The organism is Actinoplanes sp. SE50/110, assembly GCF_900119315.1.
Lineage (GTDB): Bacteria > Actinomycetota > Actinomycetes > Mycobacteriales > Micromonosporaceae > Actinoplanes.
Genome location: NZ_LT827010.1, coordinates 7,087,709 through 7,108,648, shown reverse-complemented (window position 1 = coordinate 7,108,648; position 20,940 = coordinate 7,087,709). Strand labels below are relative to the sequence as shown.

Below are 20,940 nucleotides of genomic sequence, written 5' to 3'. Positions count from 1 at the left end.
GGTACCCCGACGTTGCCGAACGCGCCGATGACCGCTAGTTTTCCCGGCGCCGGGAACCACATGCCCCTTTGGTTCCCTGGCACACCACGTTTCACAGATGCGCCGGTATGGAACTACCGCCGCGATAGGGACCTGAGGAGAACTGGTGCCGCTCCCGTCACTGAGCCCCGAGCAGCGCGCTGCCGCGCTGGAAAAGGCCGCGGAAGTTCGCAAGGCTCGGGCCGAGCTGAAGGAACAGCTCAAGTCCGGCAAGACCACCCTCGCCGCCGTGCTCGACCGCGCGGAGGCCGATGAGGTCGTCGGCAAGCTGAAGGTCTCGGCCGTGCTGCAGGCGCTGCCGGGCATCGGCAAGATCCGCGCGACCCAGATCATGGAGAAGCTGAAGATCGCCGAGAGCCGCCGGCTCCGGGGTCTCGGCGACCAGCAGCGCAAGGCCCTCCTGGGGGAGTTCGCTGCGAACTGACTCATCGGCTCGTGTAGGAATGAGCCGTGAGCATGGATGACGACGCGCGCCCGGCAGCCCGCCTCACCGTTCTTTCCGGCCCCTCCGGGGTCGGCAAGGACAGTGTGATCGAGCTGATCCGGGCGCGCTCGCCTTGGATCCGGTTGTCGGTGTCGGTCACGACACGCAAGAAACGCGACTACGAGACCGACGGCGAGCACTATCACTTCGTGACCCGGTCCGAGTTCCAGCGGCTGATCGACGGCGGACAGCTGCTGGAGTGGGCAGAATTTGCGGGGAACCTCTACGGCACCCCCCGCGCGCAGGTCGAGGGCTGGCTCCAGCAGGGCCGGCCCGTCCTGTTGAAGATCGACCTGCAGGGCGCCCGCCAGGTGCGGGCCGCCATGCCGGCGGCCCAGCTGGTCTTCCTGGCCCCACCGAGCGTCGACGAGCTCCAGCGCCGGCTGATCGGCCGGGGCACCGACGATCCGGAGACGATCAAGCGCCGACTGGCGCACGCCGACGAGGAGCTCGCCGCCGAGTCCGAGTTCGACGTCACCGTGGTGAACGACTTCGTCGAACGGGCCGCCGACGAGCTGGTAGGCTTGCTCGGTTCGTTATATCTAGCCCACGAGCATTAAGGACTTCACCACAGTGGGAACTGTCGCCAACCCCGAGGGCATCACCAACCCGCCGATCGACGAGTTGCTGGACAAGACCTCGTCGAAGTACTCGCTGGTGATCTTCGCGGCCAAGCGCGCCCGCCAGGTCAACGCCTACTACAGCCAGCTGGGCGAGGGTCTGCTCGAGTACGTCGGTCCGCTGGTCGAGACCACTCCGCAGGAGAAGCCGCTCTCCATCGCGATGCGGGAGATCAACGCCGGTCTCCTCACCGCCGAGCCGACCGACCACTAATCTTGCGTCTCATGCGATCCCGTGTCCCAGCTCTGGGCGCGGGATCGCCTGCTATCCGAGGTGGGGCCCGGTGACCGAGGTCGTTCTGGGGGTGTGCGGCGGCATCGCCGCGTACAAGGCGTGTGAGCTGCTGCGCCTGTTCACCGAGTCGGGTCACGGCGTGCGGGTGGTGCCCACCGCCGCGGCGCTGCAGTTCGTCGGCGCGCCCACCTGGGCCGCGCTCTCCGGCCGCCCGGTCGCCACGCAGGTGTGGGACGACGCCCACGAGGTCCCGCACGTGCGGATCGGCCGGGCCGCCGAGCTCGTCGTGGTCGCCCCGGCCACCGCCGACATCCTGGCCAAGGCGGCCCACGGGATCGCTGACGACCTGCTCACCAACACCCTGCTCACGGCCACCTGCCCGGTCGTCTACGCCCCCGCCATGCACACCGAGATGTGGGACAATCCGGCCACCCGGGCCAACGTCGCCACGCTGCGCTCGCGCGGCGCGCTGGTCATCGAGCCGGCGGTGGGCCGGCTCACCGGCCGGGACACCGGCAAAGGCCGGCTTCCGGAGCCTTCGGCCATCTTCGAGTACGCGGTGTCCGCCCTCCGCGGCCGTCCCGACCTGGCGGGCCGCCACGTGGTGGTCACCGCCGGCGGCACCCGCGAGCCGCTCGACCCGGTGCGCTTCCTGGGCAACCGGTCCTCCGGCAAGCAGGGGTACGCGCTGGCCCGTGCCGCCCTGGCCCGCGGCGCGAAAGTGACATTGATCGCGGCCAACGTGACGCTGCCCGACCCGGCCGGTGCCGATCTGGTGAGGGTGGGCACCACCGAGGAGTTGCGCCGGGCCACCGTCGAGGCGGCCGGCTCGGCGGACGTCGTGGTGATGGCCGCCGCCCCGGCCGATTTCCGCCCGGCCACCGTGGCCGACCAGAAGATCAAGAAGACCGACGACGGCCTCCCGGCCCCGATCGCCCTGGTGACGAACCCGGACATCGCGGCCGAGCTGGGCGCGGCCAAGCGGCCCGGGCAGTTGTTGGTGGCGTTCGCGGCCGAGACGCACGACGCCCTCGAACACGCCCGGGCGAAAATGATCCGAAAGCGGGCAGACCTCATCGTGGTCAACGAAGTCGGCGTCGACCGGGTCTTCGGCCAGGACCGCAACACGGTCACTGTGCTGGGCACGGACGGTTTCACCGAGGCACTCGACGAGCTCTCCAAAGACGATGTGGCGAATAGGATTTTCGACCACGTCGTGGACCGCCTGGATGCCCAGGTCGGCGGCGGTCGGCCGCTCTGACTACACTTCCGCGTTACCTGTATTCGACAACTGAGGAGCACCGTGGCACGCCGCCTGTTCACTTCCGAGTCGGTCACGGAAGGCCACCCGGACAAGATCGCTGACCAGATCAGCGACGGGATTCTCGACGCCCTGCTCGCGCAGGACCCGCGCAGCCGTGTCGCGGTCGAGACCCTGATCACCACCGGCCAGGTGCACGTAGCGGGCGAGGTCACCACCCAGGCCTACGCCGACATCCCCAGCATCGTGCGCGACACCATCCTGCGGATCGGTTACGACTCGTCGAAGAAGGGCTTCGACGGCGCGTCCTGCGGCGTGAGCGTCTCCATCGGCTCGCAGTCCCCGGACATCGCCCAGGGCGTCGACAGCGCCATCGAGCTGCGCGAGGGTGACTCCGAGCACGTCCTCGACCAGCAGGGCGCCGGCGACCAGGGCATGATGTTCGGCTTCGCCTGCTCGGAGACCCCCGAGCTGATGCCGCTGCCGATCGCCCTGGCCCACCGCCTGGCCCGCCGGCTCTCGGTCGCCCGCAAGGACGGCCTGATTCCGTACCTGCGCCCGGACGGCAAGACCCAGGTCACCATCGAGTACGACGGGCTGCGCCCGGTCCGCCTCGACACCGTGGTCGTCTCCTCGCAGCACGCCGCGGACATCTCGCTGGACTCCCTGCTCACCCCGGACGTCCGCGAGCACGTGATCAACCCGGAGCTGGAGGGCCTCGGCCTCGACACCGACGGCTACCGCCTGCTGGTCAACCCGACCGGCCGCTTCGAGATCGGCGGCCCGATGGGCGACGCCGGCCTGACCGGCCGCAAGATCATCGTGGACACGTACGGTGGCTACGCCCGCCACGGTGGCGGCGCCTTCTCCGGCAAGGACCCGTCCAAGGTCGACCGCTCCGCGGCGTACGCGATGCGCTGGGTCGCCAAGAACGTGGTCGCCGCCGGCCTCGCCGAGCGCTGCGAGACCCAGGTGGCGTACGCCATCGGCAAGGCTCAGCCGGTCAGCCTGTTCGTCGAGACCTTCGGCACCGAGAACGTGCCGGTCGAGCGGATCGAGAAGGCCATCAACGAGGTCTTCGACCTGCGCCCGGCCGCGATCATCCGCGACCTGGACCTGCTGCGCCCGATCTACCAGCAGACGGCCGCCTACGGTCACTTCGGGCGGGAGCTGCCCGACCTCAAGTGGGAGAGCACCGACCGCGCCCAGGACCTGAAGAACGCCGCGTCCTGACCACCTGAAGCGCACCGGAAAGCCGGCGCTCCCCGCGTGGGGTGCCGGCTTTCCCTTTGCCGCTTCCCGAGCCGCCTCGGTTTCGCACCCTTCACCACCTTCTGGCGCGATGTCTTTTCCGGCACGGGAGCGGACGGGGTGCTCATGACGTACCCCCGCAATCGACCGGGACGAGCGCAAACCGCAACCGGCGCCCGCAACCGCGACAGAAGCGCACGCCGCCGGCGACCACCGCGCCCGCAGTGCCCGGGCGGCCGCAGCGCTGATCGGGAGCGGGTGTGGCCTGGCGGCCAACCGTGCGCGGAGGGCGGCGTTGGGGCGGCGGCCGCAGCGGTGATCCGGAGCGGGTGTGGCCAGGCGACCAACCGTGCGCGGGGGGCGGCGTCGGGGCGGCGGCCGCAGCGGTGATCGGCAGCGGGTGCGGCCTGGCGGGCCCCACCCCCGATGCCCGGCATCGAGATTCCATCCTTCGACGCCGCCCCCAGCGTTGATCTTGTGAAGAAGTTGTCGGTGGGTGCGGGCAGAATGTTCGGCGATGGCGACCAAGAGTGTGCGAGCGGATCGGGAGCCGGCAGAGCACCTGCCGGTCGCCCGGGTGTGCGTCGACGTCCAGCTGCCGCACCTGGACCGCCCGTTCGACTACCTGATCTCCAGCGCCGACGACGCCGCCGCCCAGCCCGGGGTGCGGGTCAAGGTGCGTTTCGCCGGCCAGCTGGTCGGCGGCTTCCTGCTGTCCCGGGCTGAGGCCTCCGAGCATCAGGGCAAGCTGGCCTACCTGGAAAAGGTCGTCTCCGCCGAGCGGGTCCTCGACCCCGAGGTGGCCCGGGCCGCGCGGGCGGTCGCGGACCGTTACGCGGGCAGCCTCGCCGACGTGCTGCGCCTCGCCGTCCCCCCACGCCACGCCCGGGTGGAGTCCCAGCCCGTCCCCGGAAACGCCGGCGCCGGCCGATCCCTCGGCGAGGGCGACGGGTCGGTTCCGGAGGGCGGCCGGTCGGTTTCGGAGGGCGGCGGCGGGTCAGTTTCGGAGGGCGGCCGGTCGGTTTCGGAGGGCGGCGGGTCGGTTTCGGAGGGCGGCGGGTCGGTTTCGGAGGGCGGCGGGTCGGTTGCCGGAGGCGGCGGCGAGTCGTCGGTCCGGGAGGCCGGCCCGGCCGCAGGCGCTCGCCCGCCGGCTCCCGATCTCCCGGAGCCCGCGCCCGGCGGCTGGGATTCCTATCCGACCGGTCCCGCCTTTCTGGCCGCGCTGCGGGCGGGGCGTCCCGCGCGCGCGGTCTGGTCGGCGCTGCCCGGGGAGGAGTGGCCGCTGCGGATCGCCGAGGCCGCGGCCGCGACCGTGCGCGGTGGGCGTGGCGTCGTCATCGTCGTCGCCGACGGCCGGGATCTCGACCGGATGGACCGGGCGCTCACCACCGCCCTCGGACCGGACCGGCATGTCGCGCTGAATGCCGCGCTGGGCCCCGCCGAGCGGTATCGGCGGTTCCTGGCCGCCAGCCGGCATCAGGTTCCGGTGGTCGTCGGCACCCGGGCCGCCATGTGGGCGCCGGCCGCCGACCTGGGGCTGGTGGTGATCTGGGACGACGGCGACGATCTGCATGCCGAGCCGCGGTCGCCCTACCCGCATGCCCGGGAGGTGCTGCTGACCCGCGCGCAACTGGCCGGGTGTGCCGCCCTGGTCGGCGGGTTCGCGCGTACCGGGGAGGGGCAGTTGCTCCTGGAGACCGGATGGGCCAGGGAGATCGTCGCCGAGCGCGGGGTGCTGCGGCGGCGGCAGCCGGCGATCTCGCCGACCGGGGACGATCCGCAGCTGGCCCGGGACGCCGGTGCGGTGACCGCCCGGCTGCCCAGCGTGGCGTGGCAGGCGGCCAAGCAGGCCCTGCAGGCCGGGGCGCCGGTGCTGGTCCAGGTGCCGCGCCGGGGCTACCTGCCGTCGGTGGCCTGCGCCGAGTGCCGCACCCCGGCGCGGTGCCCGGAGTGCTCCGGTCCACTGGCCCTGCACGCCGCCCGGGACGTGCCGTTCTGCCGGTGGTGCGGGCGGAATTTCCCGGCCTACGAGTGCCCGGCGTGCGGCGAGCGGCGGCTGCGCGCCTCGGTGGTCGGGGCCAAGCGGACCGCGGAGGAGCTGGGGCGGGCGTTTCCGGGTGTGCCGGTGCGCACGTCCGGCCGCGACGAGATCTTGAACACGGTGCCGGGCACCCCGGCCGTGGTGGTGGCCACTCCCGGGTCGGAGCCGGTGGCCGACGGGGGGTACGGCGCGGTGCTGCTGCTGGACTCCTGGGCGCTGCTGAGCCGGGCCGATCTGCGGGCCGCCGAGGAGACCATGCGCCGCTGGCTGAACGCGTCGGCGCTGGCCCGGTCCGGCTCGGCCGGTGGCCGGGTGATCGTGGTGGCGGACGGTTCGCTGGCCCCCGTGCAGGCTCTGCTGCGCTGGGATCCGGGCTGGTTCGCCGCCCGTGAGCTGGCCGAACGCCGCGAGCTCGGCTTTCCGCCGGCGGCCCGGATGGCGTCGGTGACCGGTCCCGCCCCGGCGGTGGCCGAGCTGCTGAGCATCGCCGACCTGCCGGACGGGACGGAGCAGCTGGGCCCGGTCCCGGCCCGGGAGGAGCAGGAGCGGATGCTGCTGCGGGTGTCCCGGTCCCGGGCGGCCGGGCTGGCGCACGCCCTGCACGTGGCGGCCGGGGTGCGCAGCGCGCGCAAAGCGGCGGTCCCGGTGCGGATCCAGGTGGACCCGGCCGACCTCTTCTGACTCCGTAGACTGTTTCCAGCCGTTTTCAAGATTTAGGAGTTCCGCCGCGTGACCGTCCAGCCCATCCGTCTCTTCGGCGACCCGGTGCTGCGCACTGCGGCCGACCCGGTCGTCGACTTCGACAAGGAACTGCGCAAGCTGGTCAAGGATCTGACCGACACGATGCTCGACGAGGGCGGCGCCGGGCTGGCCGCCCCGCAGCTCGGGGTCGGGCTGCGCGTGTTCACCTTCGACGTGGACGACGTGGTCGGGCACATCGTCAATCCGGTGCTGTCCTTCCCTGACGAACAGGAGCAGGACGGTCCGGAGGGCTGCCTGTCGATTCCGGGCGTCTACATCGACACCAAGCGCCGGCAGAACGTGGTGGCCAACGGCTTCACCGAGTACGGCGACCCGGTGCAGGTGGTCGGCACCGGGCTGATGGCGCGCTGCGTGCAGCACGAGACCGACCACCTGGACGGGGTGCTGTTCCTGGACCGGCTGGACGCGGCCGCCCGCAAGGACGCGATGAAGCAGATCCGCTCCGCGGAGTGGTACGACGCGGCCAAGCCGCCGATGATCAAGGAGAGCCCGCACGGCCGGGGCATCTTCGGCGTGGGGCGGTGAGCTGATGCGTCTGGTCTTCGCCGGTACGCCGGAGGTGGCGCTGCCCAGCCTGGAGGCGATCGCCGCGTCCGGGCACGAGCTGCTGGCCGTGGTCACCCGGCCGGACGCCCCGGCGGGCCGCGGCCGTCGCCTGGTCCGCTCGCCGGCCGGCGCGTGGGCCGACGAGCACGGCATCGAGGTGCTCACCCCGGAGCGGCCGCGCGAGCCCGAGTTCCAGGCCCGGCTGCGGGAGCTGGCGCCCGACTGTGTGCCCGTCGTGGCGTACGGCGCGCTGGTTCCGCCCTCGGCCCTGGAGATTCCGAAACACGGCTGGATGAACCTGCACTTCTCGCTGCTGCCCGCCTGGCGGGGCGCGGCCCCCGTGCAGCACGCCGTCCTGCACGGCGACGAGGTGACCGGGGCGAGCGTCTTCGAGCTGGAGGCGGGGCTGGACACCGGCCCGGTCTACGGCACCGTCACCGACCAGATCCGGTTCAACGACACCTCCGGTGACCTGCTGACCCGGCTCGCGCACGAGGGCGCCGGGCTGCTGGTCGCGGTCCTCGACGCGATCGGGTCGGGCACCGCCCGGGCGCATCCGCAGCCGCGCGACGGGGTCAGCCTGGCCCCCAAACTGACCGCCGACGACGCGCGGGTCCGGTGGACCGACCCGGCGTTCGCGGTCGACCGGCGGATCCGGGCGTGCACGCCGGCGCCGGGCGCGTGGACGACGCTACGCGACGACCGGCTGAAGCTGGGCCCGGTCCGGCCGATCGCGAACGCACCGCATCTGCAGCCGGGGGAGCTGCGGGTGGAGCGCACCCAGGTGCTGGCCGGCACGGCGACGACGCCGGTGCAGCTGGGTGAGGTCCGCGCGGCCGGCAAGAAGCCGATGCCGGCCACCGACTGGGCGCGCGGTCTGCGTCTCGAACCAGGGGAGAAGCTGGCATGAGCTCCTCCATCGCAGCAACTTTAGGAGATTCCGCGTGACGGAACATCGGGCTTCCCGCCCGCACGGCGCCGGCCCCCGCCGGCCGGCCGGGCCCGGACACCCGCGCGATCAGCGCAGCGGCCGGGCTCCGCGGGCCGGGCGGCCGCCGTCCGACCCGGCGCGCCAGGCGGCCTATGAGGCGGTCGCCGCCGTGCACCGCGACGACGCGTACGCCAACCTGGTCCTCGGCGAGATCCTCGGCGGTATGGGCCTGCACGGGCGGGACGCGGCGTTCGCCACCGAGCTGACCTACGGCACGCTGCGCGCCCTCGGCACTCTCGATCTGATCATCGCCTCGGCGGCCGGCCGTGAGGTCGCCCGGATCGACCCGCCGGCCCGCGACGCGCTGCGCCTCGGGGCGTATCAGCTGCTCTACACCCGGGTGCCGACGCACGCCGCGGTCAACCAGACGGTCGACCTGGTGCGCTCGGTGGCGCCCGGCGCGTCCGGGTTCGCCAACGCGGTGATGCGGACGATCTCCGAGACGCCGCTGGAGACCTGGCTGGAGCGGCTCGCGCCGAACTACGCCGACGACCCGGTCGCCAACCTGTCGGTGCTGCACCACCATCCGCAGTGGATCGTGCGGGCGTTCGCCGAGGCGCTGGGCGGCGACCTGGAGGAGACCGCCCGGCTGCTGATCGAGGACAACCAGCCGCCGGCCGTGCACCTGTGCGCGCGCCCGGGCCGGGCCGACGCGGTGGAGCTGGCCGACGAGGTCAACGGTGTGCCGGGAGCCTTCTCGCCGTACGCGGTCTATCTCAACGGTGGCGCTCCGCGCGACCTGGCCGCCATCCGTGAGGGCCGTGCGCACGTGCAGGACGAGGGCTCGCAACTGGTCGCGGCGGCGCTGCTGGCCGCCCCGGTCGAGGGCCGGGACACCCGCTGGCTGGACCTGTGCGCCGGCCCGGGCGGCAAGACCGGCCTGATCGGCGCGATCGCGGCCGGCCGGGGCGCCGAGGTGACCGCGGTCGAGGTGGCCGAGCACCGGGCCCGGCTGGTCGAGCAGGCCACCGAGGGGATGCCGGTGACGGTCTTCCCGATGGACGGGCGGTCCGTGGGCCGTGATCCGGACCTGCCGGAGGAGGCGTTCGACCGGGTGCTGGTCGACGCGCCGTGCACCGGCCTGGGGTCGTTGCGCCGCCGCCCCGAGTCGCGCTGGCGCCGCCAGCCGGCCGACCTGCCGCCGCTCACCCGGCTGCAGCGGGAGCTGCTGGTGGCCGCGCTGCGCGCGGTTCGCCCGGGCGGCGTGGTCGCCTACGTGACGTGCTCCCCGCACATGGTGGAGACCCAGGTGACGGTCAGCGAGGGGGCCCGGCGCAGCGGCGTCGAGGTGGACTTCGTCGACGCCCGGCCGCTGCTGCCGCCGGGCATGCCGGGTCTGGGCGCCGGGCCGACGGTGCAGTTGTGGCCGCACCGGCACGGCACCGACGCGATGTTCCTGGCGGTCCTGCGCCGCACCGCCTGAGGGTTGTCCACAGGGCCGGGGACGGCTCGGCGCGAAGTCATACACTGCATCGGTGACGTCATCGCCGATCATCGCGCCGAGCATCCTCGCCTCCGACTTCTCCCGCCTCGCCGAGGAAGTGCACGCCATCGAGGGGGCGGCCGACTGGGCGCACGTGGATGTCATGGACAACCACTTCGTGCCGAACCTGACGATCGGCCTGCCGGTGGTCCAGGGGCTGCGCAAGGCGACGACGATCCCGTTCGACGTGCACCTGATGATCACCGACCCGGAGCGCTGGGCCCCCGGCTACGCCGAGGCCGGGGCCTACAACGTGACGTTCCACGCCGAGGCCTGCGACGACCCGGTCGGCCTGGCCAAGACGCTGCGCGCGGCCGGCGCCAAGGCCGGCCTGGCCATCGACCGGGACACCCCGGTGGAGCCCTACCTGGAGCTCCTGCCCCATCTGGACACCGTCCTGATCATGACGATCAAGGCCGGCTTCGGCGGGCAGAAATTCCTTCCCGAGATGCTCGACAAGGTGCGTGACGTCCGGCGCCGCGTCTCCCGGGGCAACCTGGACGTGCGCATCGAGGTGGACGGCGGGATCGCGGCCGACACCATCGAGCAGGCCGCCGAGGCCGGCGCCGACGCGTTCGTGGCGGGCACCGCCGTCTATGGGGCTGCCGATCCCGCCGAGGCGGTGCGTAAGCTTCGGGCACTGGCCGCCGATCGCATGGGGATCTCGAGGTGAGTACCGCTGAGCCGGGGCCCGTGGTCGACGACTTCGGGCTCGACGATGAAGAGCAGCGACCCGATCTCATCCTGGTCGTCGACGACGACCAGGACATCGCGAGTTTCGTCGAGTTCAACCTCCGGATGCAGGGCTTCGAGGTGATCCGCGCGCGCGACGGGCAGGAAGCGCTCGACCTGATGGAGACGCACCGTCCCGACCTGGCGATCGTCGACTGGATGATGCCCCGGATGGACGGTGTCGAGCTGATCCGCGCGCTGCGCGCCGACCCGCTCACCTCGGCCCTGCCGGTGATCATGCTGACCGCCCGCAGCATGACGGTGGACAAGGTGGTCGGCCTGACCACCGGCGCCGACGACTACCTGACCAAGCCGTTCGACACCGCCGAGCTGATCGCCCGGGTCTCCACCACGCTGCGCCGCAACAAGGAGTTCCGCGAGGTCTCCCCGCTGACCGGCCTGCCCGGCAACGCCCGGGTCCGCCGCGAGATCATCGACCGGATGCGGGCCGGCGGCGACTACTCGGTCGGCTACATCGACGTCGATCGCTTCAAGAGCGTCAACGACGTGTACGGTTTCGACCGCGGCGACGAGTTCATCACCGCCCTGGCGCGCAGTCTGCAGCGGGCCAGCGCCGCCACCGGCAAGCCGTCGATCTTCCTGGGTCACATCGGCGGCGACGACTTCGTCTTCATCTGCCACCCCGACCAGGTGCTCCCCCTGACGAAGAACATGGTGACCGACTTCGAGTCCGCCGCCGACCGTCTCTACGACCCGAGGGACGCCCAGCGCGGCTACATCGAGGTCCCCGACCGCCGCGGCAACAAGCACCGCGCCGCGCTGGTCACCCTGTCGATCGGCGTCGCGCAGGCCACATCGGGCGGCCGCCAGTTCGCTGACCCGCGGATGGTGATCGCGGTCGCCTCGGAGATGAAGAAGGTGGCGAAGTCCCAGCCGGGCTCGTATGTCGCGATCGACCGCCGCCGCTCCGACGCCGAGGACTGAGCTTCTCCGCCGGTTGCGTCCACCGGTTGTCGGGGCCTCGCCGGTAGCCGGGACGAGCCATGGTGTGCAGGGTGGCCGACCGCGCCCGGGCCGGCTGGGCTGATCACGCACGTCGTCGCGGACGCCTAAGGGCGGATCTCACCATGGGCTGTACCACAACCCCCTGGATCTCAGCGGCGTGCCGGGGCGTATGTGGGGACGTATTCCTGGCCGGTCAGGGATTGGATGGCGGCGATGACCCGGTCGGTGAGGCGGCGGGCATCGCGGGCCGAGTTGACCCGGATTTCGATGGCGGGGCCGAAGGTCAGGGTGATCGGCTGCGGACGCGGGAGGTGGCGGCCGGTGGGGCGGATGCGGTCGGTGCCGAGGATGCCGACCGGGACGATGGGGACGCCGGCCTGGCCGGCCAGGCGGACGGCGCCGGTGCGGCCGCGGTAGAGGCGGCCGTCGGGGGAGCGGGTGCCCTCCGGGAAGACGGCGACCAGGCCGCCGGCCTTGAGAATCGGGATGGCGGCGTCGAAGGCGGTCAGGACCGCGCGGCCGCCGGCGCGTTCGACCGGAATGGCGCCCATGCCGGTGACCACGTGGCGGGTGAGCGGGTTGCCGCGGAAGTATTCGGCTTTGGCCCAGAAGGCGATGTGCCGGGGGGTGGTGACGCCGAGGAAGATCTGGTCGGCGATGGCGTGGTGGTTGGCGCAGAGGATCGCGCCGGAGGATGGCAGATTTTCCAGGCCGGTGACGGTGGTCGGCCACAGGCCGCGCAGGAGCAGGCCGAGGCTGCCGCGGGCGGCGCGGTAGAGGGGCGGCATTCCGGGTTTCGAACGGTTGCGGGGCGGCGTTGCGGGCATCAAGCGCCTTCCGTGGTGCGACGTGGGCCTAGATGTGCGGTGAGGATGGCGTCGATCACCGAGGCGGGATCGGTTTCGCCGGTGGCCAGGGTGAGCGAGCCCCAGTTCGAGAGCTCGGCCAGGCCGTGCAGGGCGGACCAGAGGGCGGCCGCGGTGATCTCGGCGGGTGGGTCCGGGGTGGGGTGGACCGCGGTGACCAGCTCCACCAGAAGGGTGAACAGGGGGAGCGCGGCGTGCCGCAGGCCCAGCTCGCCGCCACTCTGCAGCAGGTCGTGGCGGAACATCAGGTCGAACATGGCGCGATCGGTGGCGGCGAAACGAACGTACAACCTCGCCAGTGTGGCCAACCGGCGGCGCGGATCCGGACCGGCCGCCTCGAGTGCCGCCTGCACCTGGGTTTTCAGGTCGGCGAAGCCGACGTGGGCGATCGCGGACAGCAGCGACAGGTGGGTGGGGAAGTAGCGGCGCGGTGCGCCGTGCGAGACGCCGGCGCGGCGGGCTATCTCACGCAGTGAGAGGGTGCCTGGACCTTCCGTGCGCAACAACTCCGCGCCGACTCGGACCAGGCGGTCGCGTAAGGCGTCGTCAGCGGGCATAGACAGTGTCTACCAGAGTGAGTAGACACTGTCTACGACAGGTGCGGGCGGGCGGCGGTTCTGACAATCTGCCGGTATGGACGTCGACGCACTCCGGGCCGGCACTCCGGGCTGCCGCCACCGGATTCATCTGAACAACGCGGGCGCCGCGCTGATGTCGCAGGCGACGCTGGACACCGTGGTCGCACACCTGCGGCTGGAGGCCGAGATCGGCGGGTACGAGGCGGCCGGCGCGGTCGCCGACCGGGTCGCCGCGGTCTACGCCGGTCTCGCCGAGCTGCTCGGCGGGCGGGCCGACGAGATCGCGCTGTTCGACAATGCGACGCACGCCTGGCAGGCGGCGTTCCACGCGGTGCCGCTGAAGGCCGGCGACCGGGTGCTGACCGGGCGCAACGAGTACGGCAGCAACGTGCTGGGCTACCTGCAGGCGGCCCGGCGGGTCGGCGCCGAGATCGTCGTGGTGCCGAACGACGAGCACGGGCAGATCGACACGGTCGCGCTCGCCGGGCTGATCGACGAGCGGGCGAAAGTGATCGGCCTGACCCACGTGCCGACGGCCGGTGGTCTGGTCAATCCGGCCGCCGAGGTGGGGCGGATCGCACGGGCCGCGGGGGTGCCCTATCTGCTGGACGCGACGCAGTCGGTGGGCCAGTTCCCGGTCGACGTCACCGAGATCGGATGCGACTTCCTGTGCGGTACGGGGCGCAAATTCCTGCGCGGGCCGCGCGGCACCGGGTTCCTCTGGGTCCGCGACGGCATCCTTGAGCAGCTCGAACCGCACGTGGTGGAGATCCAGTCGGCGGACTGGGACGGCGCGCGGGGCTTCGGCTGGGTGCCCGGGGCGCAGCGGTTCGCCACCTGGGAGCTGAACTACGCGGCGGTGCTCGGTCTGGGCGCGGCGGTCGACCAGGCGCTCAATCTGGGGCTCGGCGAGATCGGCAAGCGCAACGCGGAGCTCGGCGACCGGATGCGCGGGCTGCTGGAGGACACTCCCGGCGTGACCGTTTATGACCTCGGTCGCGAGCGGTGCGCGATCGTCACCGCGGAGGTGGCCGGGGTGGGCGCCGAGCAGGTGGTGGCGCGGCTCGCCGAGTCCGGGGTGAACGTGACCTCGACCGTGCCGGCGCACCAGCAGTTCGACACCGAGGACCGCGATCCGCCGCCGCTGGTCCGCTTCTCGCCGCACTACTACAACACCGAGGACGAGGTCGAGCACGCGGCGACCCTGGTCAGCGCCATGGTCACCAAGCCGTTGTGAGATCCACGACGCACGGGGTGGCAAATTCGCCAAGCCGTGCAAGACTCGGGGATAACCCACCACGCGCTGGCGGGACTCGGTGAAATTCCGAACCGGCGGTGATCCGTTGCCTTTGGCGGCGGTAAGCCCGCGACCCGGACGTCCGCACCACGGACGGCCGGTGGACCTGGTGAGACTCCGGGGCCGACGGTTGATCGGGCGCAGGCTCGGTCAGACAGTCCGGATGGGAGACAGCGCGCGGAATCGGACGGGTGTGCCCTGACACGGGGTGCACTCGGGTCGGGGCCCCCGCAGGGCCGTGGCCTCGCCGGGGTACGCGAAGCGTACCCCGAAGTGTCTGGTTCTTGGCGTTTTCTCCCTTCGCTCGTCGCGCGTGACAAGGCCGCGCGACGACCATCGCGCGCACGACACCGCGCGAGCCCTTCGCGCGGCCGAGGATGTCGCGCGAGCCCTTCGCGCGGCCGAGGATGTCGCGCGAGCCTTTCGCGCGGCCGAGGATGTCGCGCGAGCCTTTCGCGCGGCCGACGACACCGCGCGAGCCCTTCGCGCGGCCGAGGATGTCGCGCGAGCCTTTCGCGCGACGGATGACGGTGCGCGAGCCCCTCGCGCGGCCGATGAGAGCGCGGGAGGACGGGCGCGATGGTGACCGAGGACGAGGCGATGCGCCGCGCGATTGCGCTGGCCGCCCGGGGCCTCGGCACGACCAGCCCCAACCCGGTGGTCGGCTGCCTGCTGCTCGACGCCGCCGGCGAGGTGGTCGGCGAGGGCTTCCACGCGTACGCCGGCGGCCCGCACGCCGAGATCGTCGCGCTGGCCCAGGCCGGCGAGCGGGCCCGCGGCGGCACCTGCGTGGTGACCCTGGAGCCGTGCAACCACACCGGCCGCACCGGCCCGTGCTCGGACGCGCTGCTGCAGGCCGGCCTGCGCCGCGTGGTGATCGCCGTCGACGATCCGAACCCGGTCGCCTCGGGGGGCGCCGCCACCCTGCGCGCGGCCGGTGTCCAGGTGGAGACCGGGGTCCGCCGCGCCGAGGCGGAGCTCGGCAATCTCGCCTGGCTGACCGCGGTGCGCCGCGGCCGGCCGTTCGTCACCTGGAAGTTCGCCGCCACCCTGGACGGGCGCTCGGCCGCCGCCGACGGCACCAGCCAGTGGGTGAGTTCCGCCGAGTCCCGGTTCGACGTGCACCTGCTGCGCAGCACCGTCGACGCGATCGTGGCCGGGGTCGGCACCGTGCTCGCCGACGACCCGCAGCTGACCGTCCGCGATCTGCGGGACGGCTCGCTCGCCATCAGACAGCCGCTGCGCGTCGTCGTCGACTCGCACCGGCGAACGCCGGAGAACGCCCGGGTCCGGGACGCGGCGGCACCCACCTGGATCGTCACCGCCGACGAGGTCGGCGCCGGGCCGGACGGCCGCGTCGACCTGACCGCCGTGCTCACCGGCCTGTACGACCGCGGCATCCGCAACGTGCTGCTGGAGGGCGGCCCGACACTGGCCGGCGCGTTCCTGGCGGCCGGTCTGGTCGACCGGGTGATCGGCTACGTCGCGCCGAAACTGCTCGGCGCCGGCCGGGCCGCCCTGGTCGACGCCGGCGTCGGCACCATCGCCGACGCGCTCGAACTGGACTTCACCGACATCGCGCAGATCGGGGGCGACCTGCGCTTCACCGCCACGCTCCGCCACAAGGAGAACTGACGCTTATGTTCACTGGCATCGTCGAAGAACTGGGCGAGATCGTCCGGCTCACCGAGGGCTCCGAAGACTCGGCGGTCATCGCCGTACGCGGCCCACTGGTCACCTCGGACGCCCGCGACGGCGACTCGATCGCGGTCAACGGCGTCTGTCTCACCGTGATCGACAACGTCGACGGGGTGTTCACCGCCGACGTGATGGGCGAGACGCTGCGCCGCTCGTCGCTGGGCGCGCTCAAGGTCGGCAGCAGCGTGAACCTGGAGCGGGCCGCCGCGCTCGGCAGCCGCCTCGGCGGTCACCTGGTGCAGGGGCACGTGGACGGCGTGGCGACTCTGCAGAGCCGGGAGCCTGCCGATCAGTGGGAGGTGGTCACCTTCTCGCTCCCCGCCGAGCTGGCGAAATACGTGGTCGAGAAGGGCTCGATCACGGTGGACGGGGTGTCGCTGACCGTCATGGCGGTCACCGGCGACACGTTCTCGGTCGGGATGATCCCGGCCACCTCCAAGAACACCGTGCTGGGCAGCAAAGCCATCGGCGAACCGGTCAACCTCGAGGTCGACGTGATCGCCAAGTACGTCGAGAAGATGCTGGGGAGCCGCAATGTCTGAGAGCATCGAGCGCGCGATCGCCGAGATCAGGGCCGGCCGGCCGGTGATCGTGGTGGACGACGAGGACCGGGAGAACGAGGGCGACCTCATCTTCGCGGCCGAGCATGCCACCCCGGAGCTGGTCGCGTTCATGGTCCGCTACACCTCCGGGTACATCTGCGTGGCGATCACCGAGTCGGACGCCGACCGGCTGGAGCTGCCGCCGATGTACCACACCAACCAGGACAAGAAGGGTACGGCGTACGCGGTGGCCGTCGACGCCCGGCACGGCGTCAGCACCGGCATCTCGGCCGCCGACCGGGCCCGTACGATCAGCCTGCTCGGGGCGGCGAGCACCGAGCCGTCCGACCTCTCCCGGCCCGGCCACGTCGTCCCGCTGCGGGCCAAGGCGGGCGGCGTGCTGCGCCGGCCGGGGCACACCGAGGCGTCGATCGACCTGGCCGTGCTGGCCGGCTGCACCCCGGCCGGCGCGCTCTGCGAGATGGTCAACGACGACGGCACCATGCAGCGGATGCCCGACCTGGAGAAGTTCGCGGCCGAGCACGACCTGGTCCTGGTCACCATCGCCGACCTGGTCGCCTACCTGCGGGAGCGGGCGGACCGGAAGATCGAGCGGGTGGTCGAGACGGTGCTGCCGACCGAGCACGGCGTGTTCACCGCGGTCGGCTACCGCACCCAGGCGGACAACGGCGAGCACGTGGCGCTGGTCTACGGCGACCTGTCCGACGGTGAGGACGTGCTGGTCCGGGTGCACTCCGAGTGCCTGACCGGGGACGTGTTCGGCTCCCGGCGCTGCGACTGCGGCCCGCAGCTGGACGCCGCCCTGGAGCGGGTGGCGGCGGCCGGGCGCGGGGTGGTCCTCTACATGCGCGGGCACGAGGGCCGGGGCATCGGGCTGTTGCACAAGCTGCAGGCGTACCAGCTGCAGGACCGCGGTTTCGACACGGTCGACGCGAACCTGGAGCTCGGTCTGCCGGCCGATGCCCGGGACTACGGCACGGGCGCGCAGATCCTGTGCGACCTGGGCGTGCGATCGATGCGCCTGCTCACCAACAACCCGGCCAAGCGGGCCGGCCTGGAGGGCTACGGCCTGCGGGTCATCGGCCGCGAGGAACTGCCGGTCCGGCTGCACCCGGAGAACGTGCGGTACCTGCGCACCAAGCGGGACCGGATGGGCCACCTGTTCGAGGCGTTGGGCTGACCGCGGCCGTGAACGGGGCGATGATGACGAAAAAGGGGGACTGAGATGGCCGGCTTCGGTGATCCGCACATGCAGACCGTCGACGCGGCCGGGCTGCGGCTCGGCATCGTCGGCTCGCGCTGGCACAACGACCTGGTCGACCACATGATCGACCGGGCCCGGTCGGCCGCCGAGGCCTGCGGGGTGACCGAGGTGATCGTGACCCGGGTGGCCGGCTCGGTGGAGCTGCCGGTCGTCGCGCAGGCACTGGCCAAGCGCTGCGACGCGGTGGTCGCCCTCGGGGTGGTGATCAAGGGCGAGACCCAGCATTTCGAGTACGTCTGTGACGCCGTCACGGCCGGGCTGACCCGGGTGGCCCTGGACGAGCAGACCCCGGTGGCACACGGTGTGCTGACCGTGCACAGCCTCGGGCAGGCCCGCGACCGGGCCGGGCTGGAGGACTCGATCGAGGACAAGGGGTGGCAGAGCACGGTGGCCGTCCTGGACGCCGCGCTCGCCATCCGCGAGGTGGAGAAGTTCTGACCGGCTAGAGCCGACCGGCTTCGATGATCCGGGCCAGGAACTGCCTGGTCCGTGCCTCGACGGGGTCGCCGAGCACCTGCTCCGGCGGCCCCTGTTCGAGGACCCGGCCGGCGTCCAGGAAGGCCACCCGATCGGCGACCTGCTTGGCGAAACCCATCTCATGGGTGGCCAGGACCATGGTCATGCCCTCGCCCTTGAGGTCACGGATCATGGTGAGCACCTCGCCGACCAGTTCCGGGTCGAGCGCCGAGGTGACCTCGTCGAGCAGCAGCAGCCGCGGGCTGTTGACCAGGGCCCGGACGATCGCCACCCGCTGCTGCTGGCCGCCGGAGAGCCGGTCCGGATAACTGCCCGCCTTGTCGGCCAGCCCGACCCGCTCCAGCCACTCCAGTGCCTGGGCCCGGGCCTCGGCGGCCGGCCGGCCGTGCACCCGGGTCGGGGCCAGGGTGATGTTCTGCAGCACGGTCATGTGCGGGAACAGGTTGAACGACTGGAACACCAGCCCGATCCTGCGGCGCACCAGGTCCGGGTCGATCCGCGGGTCGGTGATCTCCTCGCCGTCCAGGCCGATCGTGCCGTCGTCGATCTCGGTGAGCAGGTTGACGCAGCGCAGCAGCGTCGACTTGCCCGAGCCGGAGGCGCCGATCAGGGCCACCACCTCGTGCTCGCCGACGTCCAGGCTGAGGTCGTCGAGGACGGTCCGCCCGTCGAACACCTTGCGCACGTTTCTGCAGGAGAGCACCACGTCAGGACCCCGCGTTCTGGCGGCGGGCGGCGCGCAGCGTCACCCAGTCGGTGACCGCGATCAGCGGCAGGGCGAGCAGGACGAAGAGCACCCCGGCCACGACGTACGGGGTGAAGTTGGCCGACTCGGCGGTGCCGATCTGGGCGGCCCGGATCGCGTCGATCGGCCCGGCCAGCGAGATCAGCCCGACGTCCTTCTGCAGCGCGACGATGTCGTTGAGCAGCGGCGGGGTGACCCGGCGGACCGCCTGCGGGAGCACCACGTGCCGCATCGTCCGGCGATAGCCGAGCCCCAGCGAGCGGGCCGCGGCGACCTGGCTGGGGTGCACCGACTCGATGCCGGCCCGGAACACCTCGGCCAGGTACGCCCCGTAGGTGACGATGATCGCTGCGGCGCCCAGCACCAGCACGTCCGGCGTGCCGCGCAGGCGCAGGCCGGGGATGCCGAACGCGAACAGGTACAGCACGATGATCAGCGGCAGGCCGCGGAGCGCGTACGTATATCCGGTGGCCAGGGCGCGCACCGGGAAGAACACCGCACCGCGGGTGGTCCGCAGGATCGCGATCAGCAGCCCCAGCAGCAGTGCGAGGACCGCGCACACCGAGAGCAGCTTCAGGTTGAGCCAGAGCCCGGTCAGGATGTCCGGCAGGTACTTGCGGGCCACCTCGGGGTCGAAGAACGACTGCTTGACCCGGGGCCAGCCGGGCGAGCCGGTGATCGCGACGCCGAGCAGCGTCCCGGCCACGGCGGTGGAGAGGGCGGCGAGCAGGACCGAGCGGATCGCCTGCCGGCGACGGTAGGCGAACCGCTCACGCTGCCGCTGACTCGGTGCGTAGGTCACTGGAGTTCGGGCGCTCCGCCGTCGGAGAGCCAGGTCTTCTCCAGCACCGCGAGGGTGCCGTCCTGGCGCAGCTGGTCGACCACCTTGCTGACGCAGCCGGTCAGCTTGGATCCCTTGTCGAGCACCAGGCCGAACTGCTCGGGCACGCCGACCTGCGGGAGCTGGCCGATGATGACGCCGTCCTTGAGCTCGGCGCCGGTCATGTAGAACGCGGTCGGCAGGTCCACCACGATGCCGTCGACGGTGCCGTTGACCAGCGCCGCCTTGGCGTCGTCGTTGCTGTTGAAGACCGACGGCTTGGCGGTCGGCTTGATCACGTCGGTGATCGCCTGGTAGCTGGTGGTGCCCACCTGGGCACCCAGCTTGGCGCCGGCCAGGTCGGCCAGGGACTTGGCGCCCGCGATCTTCGACTTCTTCGTCGTGATCACGGTCTGCCGCACGAGGTAGTACGGCGAGGAGAAGTCGACCGCCTGCCGGCGCTCGTCGGTGATGGAGAACTGGTTGATGTCGAAGTCGAACTTCTTGGGCCCGGGCGCGATCGCGTTGGTGAACGTCACCGACGTCCACGCGACCTGATCCTTGGAGTACCCGAGCCGCTCGGCGACCTGGTAGGCGACCGCGGACTCGAAGCCCTGCCCGTTGGCCGGCTTGTTGTCCTTGTACCACGGCTCGTAGGCCGGGGTGTCGGTGCCGATCGTGAGTTTGCCGGACGCGACCGTGGCGAGCGCGCCCGAGCGGCACGGGTCGGCGACCGACGAGGAGGGGGATGCGGTGGACGTGGTGTCGTCATCGACCGGGGAACAGGCCGTGACGGCGGCGAGCGCCAGCACGGCGCCGCCCATGAGGAGGGGGGTGAAACGGCTGACCATGCCGGGCAGCTTAGAAGACGTCCCACACGCTGGGGGCGTTCGTCGTCAGACCGTAATGAGCTGCAACAATCGTCTCCCGTGAAGACGTTCGAAGAACTGTTCGCCGAGTTGCAGCGCAAGGCGGCGGAGCAGACCCCCGGTTCGGGCACGGTCGCCGCGCTCGAACGCGGAGTCCACTTCATCGGGAAGAAGGTCGTCGAGGAGGCGGCCGAGTCCTGGATGGCCGCCGAGCACGAGGGCAAGGACCGGACCGCGGAGGAGCTTTCGCAGCTGTTCTACCAGGCACAAGTCCTGATGATCGCCAGTGGTCTCACCCTCGAGGACGTGTACCGACATCTCTGACGTGCGCCCCGATCCGTCCGAAGTCGAA

22 protein-coding genes and 1 riboswitch are annotated in these 20,940 nt (G+C 71.9%); of the genes, 17 read left to right on the top strand and 5 right to left on the bottom strand.

All coding sequences use genetic code 11. The annotated features are described in order from the left end of the window. Positions 1–145 precede the first annotated feature (145 nt). The 11 genes from mihF (at position 146) to ACSP50_RS31760 (ending at position 11,390) form a co-directional block, all read left to right on the top strand. The gene (mihF, locus tag ACSP50_RS31810; protein WP_014693418.1) at positions 146–463 is read left to right on the top strand and encodes an integration host factor, actinobacterial type; all 318 of its coding nucleotides are present in this window, start codon (positions 146–148) and stop codon (positions 461–463) included. Positions 464–495: 32 nt separating this feature from the next. Beyond that, on the top strand, positions 496–1,083 hold the full coding sequence (gene gmk, locus ACSP50_RS31805) for a guanylate kinase (RefSeq protein ID WP_014693417.1): 588 nt from the start codon (positions 496–498) through the stop codon (positions 1,081–1,083). A gap of 13 nt (positions 1,084–1,096) precedes the next feature. Beyond that, positions 1,097–1,357: a DNA-directed RNA polymerase subunit omega gene (gene rpoZ, locus ACSP50_RS31800; protein WP_014693416.1), complete on the top strand. Its 261-nt coding sequence runs from the start codon at positions 1,097–1,099 to the stop codon at positions 1,355–1,357. A 70-nt stretch (positions 1,358–1,427) separates the two neighbouring features. Further along, positions 1,428–2,639, top strand: coding sequence for a bifunctional phosphopantothenoylcysteine decarboxylase/phosphopantothenate--cysteine ligase CoaBC (gene coaBC, locus ACSP50_RS31795; protein WP_014693415.1), 1,212 nt, complete (start codon positions 1,428–1,430; stop codon positions 2,637–2,639). Between the two features lie 42 nt (positions 2,640–2,681). Continuing rightward, complete coding sequence (gene metK / locus ACSP50_RS31790) at positions 2,682–3,872, top strand: methionine adenosyltransferase (protein ID WP_014693414.1); 1,191 nt, start codon at positions 2,682–2,684, stop codon at positions 3,870–3,872. 535 nt (positions 3,873–4,407) lie between these two features. Beyond that, positions 4,408–6,612, top strand: coding sequence for a primosomal protein N' (locus ACSP50_RS31785; protein ID WP_014693413.1), 2,205 nt, complete (start codon positions 4,408–4,410; stop codon positions 6,610–6,612). 48 nt (positions 6,613–6,660) lie between these two features. Next, entirely contained in the window at positions 6,661–7,218 is a 558-nt protein-coding gene (gene def, locus ACSP50_RS31780) for a peptide deformylase (protein WP_014693412.1), read from the top strand. 4 nt (positions 7,219–7,222) lie between these two features. Next, complete coding sequence (gene fmt / locus ACSP50_RS31775) at positions 7,223–8,149, top strand: methionyl-tRNA formyltransferase (protein ID WP_014693411.1); 927 nt, start codon at positions 7,223–7,225, stop codon at positions 8,147–8,149. 34 nt (positions 8,150–8,183) lie between these two features. Next, positions 8,184–9,653: an RsmB/NOP family class I SAM-dependent RNA methyltransferase gene (locus tag ACSP50_RS31770; RefSeq protein WP_014693410.1), complete on the top strand. Its 1,470-nt coding sequence runs from the start codon at positions 8,184–8,186 to the stop codon at positions 9,651–9,653. A 52-nt stretch (positions 9,654–9,705) separates the two neighbouring features. Beyond that, positions 9,706–10,386: a ribulose-phosphate 3-epimerase gene (gene rpe / locus ACSP50_RS31765; RefSeq protein ID WP_014693409.1), complete on the top strand. Its 681-nt coding sequence runs from the start codon at positions 9,706–9,708 to the stop codon at positions 10,384–10,386. Beyond that, positions 10,383–11,390: a response regulator gene (locus ACSP50_RS31760; protein ID WP_052311784.1), complete on the top strand. Its 1,008-nt coding sequence runs from the start codon at positions 10,383–10,385 to the stop codon at positions 11,388–11,390. The genes rpe and ACSP50_RS31760 overlap by 4 nt, the downstream gene beginning before the upstream one ends. A 170-nt stretch (positions 11,391–11,560) precedes the next feature. On the opposite strand, the gene ACSP50_RS31755 is transcribed toward ACSP50_RS31760, so the two are convergent. Both ACSP50_RS31755 and ACSP50_RS31750 read right to left on the bottom strand, forming a co-directional pair. After that, positions 11,561–12,199 (bottom strand): 1-acyl-sn-glycerol-3-phosphate acyltransferase, encoded by a 639-nt coding sequence (locus ACSP50_RS31755; RefSeq protein ID WP_043512572.1) that lies wholly within the window; start codon positions 12,197–12,199, stop codon positions 11,561–11,563. A gap of 38 nt (positions 12,200–12,237) precedes the next feature. Beyond that, a complete protein-coding gene (locus ACSP50_RS31750) occupies positions 12,238–12,834 on the bottom strand; it encodes a TetR/AcrR family transcriptional regulator (protein WP_014693406.1) in 597 nt (198 codons plus the stop codon). 76 nt (positions 12,835–12,910) lie between these two features. Between ACSP50_RS31750 and ACSP50_RS31745 the strand changes: the two genes are divergently transcribed. The 5 genes from ACSP50_RS31745 (at position 12,911) to ribH (ending at position 18,115) form a co-directional block, all read left to right on the top strand. After that, positions 12,911–14,092: an aminotransferase class V-fold PLP-dependent enzyme gene (locus ACSP50_RS31745; protein ID WP_014693405.1), complete on the top strand. Its 1,182-nt coding sequence runs from the start codon at positions 12,911–12,913 to the stop codon at positions 14,090–14,092. A gap of 61 nt (positions 14,093–14,153) precedes the next feature. Next, positions 14,154–14,331, top strand: a riboswitch (FMN riboswitch). A 400-nt stretch (positions 14,332–14,731) separates the two neighbouring features. Beyond that, a complete protein-coding gene (gene ribD, locus ACSP50_RS31740) occupies positions 14,732–15,787 on the top strand; it encodes a bifunctional diaminohydroxyphosphoribosylaminopyrimidine deaminase/5-amino-6-(5-phosphoribosylamino)uracil reductase RibD (protein WP_014693404.1) in 1,056 nt (351 codons plus the stop codon). 5 nt (positions 15,788–15,792) lie between these two features. Then, positions 15,793–16,392 (top strand): riboflavin synthase, encoded by a 600-nt coding sequence (locus ACSP50_RS31735; protein ID WP_014693403.1) that lies wholly within the window; start codon positions 15,793–15,795, stop codon positions 16,390–16,392. Further along, complete coding sequence (locus tag ACSP50_RS31730; protein WP_014693402.1) at positions 16,385–17,593, top strand: bifunctional 3,4-dihydroxy-2-butanone-4-phosphate synthase/GTP cyclohydrolase II; 1,209 nt, start codon at positions 16,385–16,387, stop codon at positions 17,591–17,593. The genes ACSP50_RS31735 and ACSP50_RS31730 overlap by 8 nt, the downstream gene beginning before the upstream one ends. A 45-nt stretch (positions 17,594–17,638) precedes the next feature. Continuing rightward, positions 17,639–18,115 carry a 6,7-dimethyl-8-ribityllumazine synthase gene (ribH, locus tag ACSP50_RS31725; protein WP_014693401.1) on the top strand — a complete coding sequence of 159 codons (477 nt, stop codon included), beginning with the start codon at positions 17,639–17,641 and terminating at the stop codon, positions 18,113–18,115. 4 nt (positions 18,116–18,119) lie between these two features. Here ribH and ACSP50_RS31720 read toward each other — a convergent pair whose 3' ends face one another. Genes ACSP50_RS31720 through ACSP50_RS31710 form a run of 3 tightly spaced genes read right to left on the bottom strand, consistent with a single transcriptional unit; the run spans position 18,120 to position 20,570 of the window. After that, a complete protein-coding gene (locus ACSP50_RS31720) occupies positions 18,120–18,860 on the bottom strand; it encodes an amino acid ABC transporter ATP-binding protein (RefSeq protein ID WP_014693400.1) in 741 nt (246 codons plus the stop codon). A 1-nt stretch (position 18,861) separates the two neighbouring features. Continuing rightward, positions 18,862–19,701 carry an amino acid ABC transporter permease gene (locus ACSP50_RS31715; RefSeq protein WP_014693399.1) on the bottom strand — a complete coding sequence of 280 codons (840 nt, stop codon included), beginning with the start codon at positions 19,699–19,701 and terminating at the stop codon, positions 18,862–18,864. After that, entirely contained in the window at positions 19,698–20,570 is an 873-nt protein-coding gene (locus ACSP50_RS31710; protein ID WP_014693398.1) for an ABC transporter substrate-binding protein, read from the bottom strand. Before ACSP50_RS31710 ends, ACSP50_RS31715 begins: the two co-directional genes overlap by 4 nt. 78 nt (positions 20,571–20,648) lie before the next feature. On the opposite strand from ACSP50_RS31710, the gene ACSP50_RS31705 reads away from it, so the two are divergent. Beyond that, the gene (locus ACSP50_RS31705; protein WP_014693397.1) at positions 20,649–20,912 is read left to right on the top strand and encodes a phosphoribosyl-ATP diphosphatase; all 264 of its coding nucleotides are present in this window, start codon (positions 20,649–20,651) and stop codon (positions 20,910–20,912) included. Positions 20,913–20,940 lie beyond the last annotated feature (28 nt).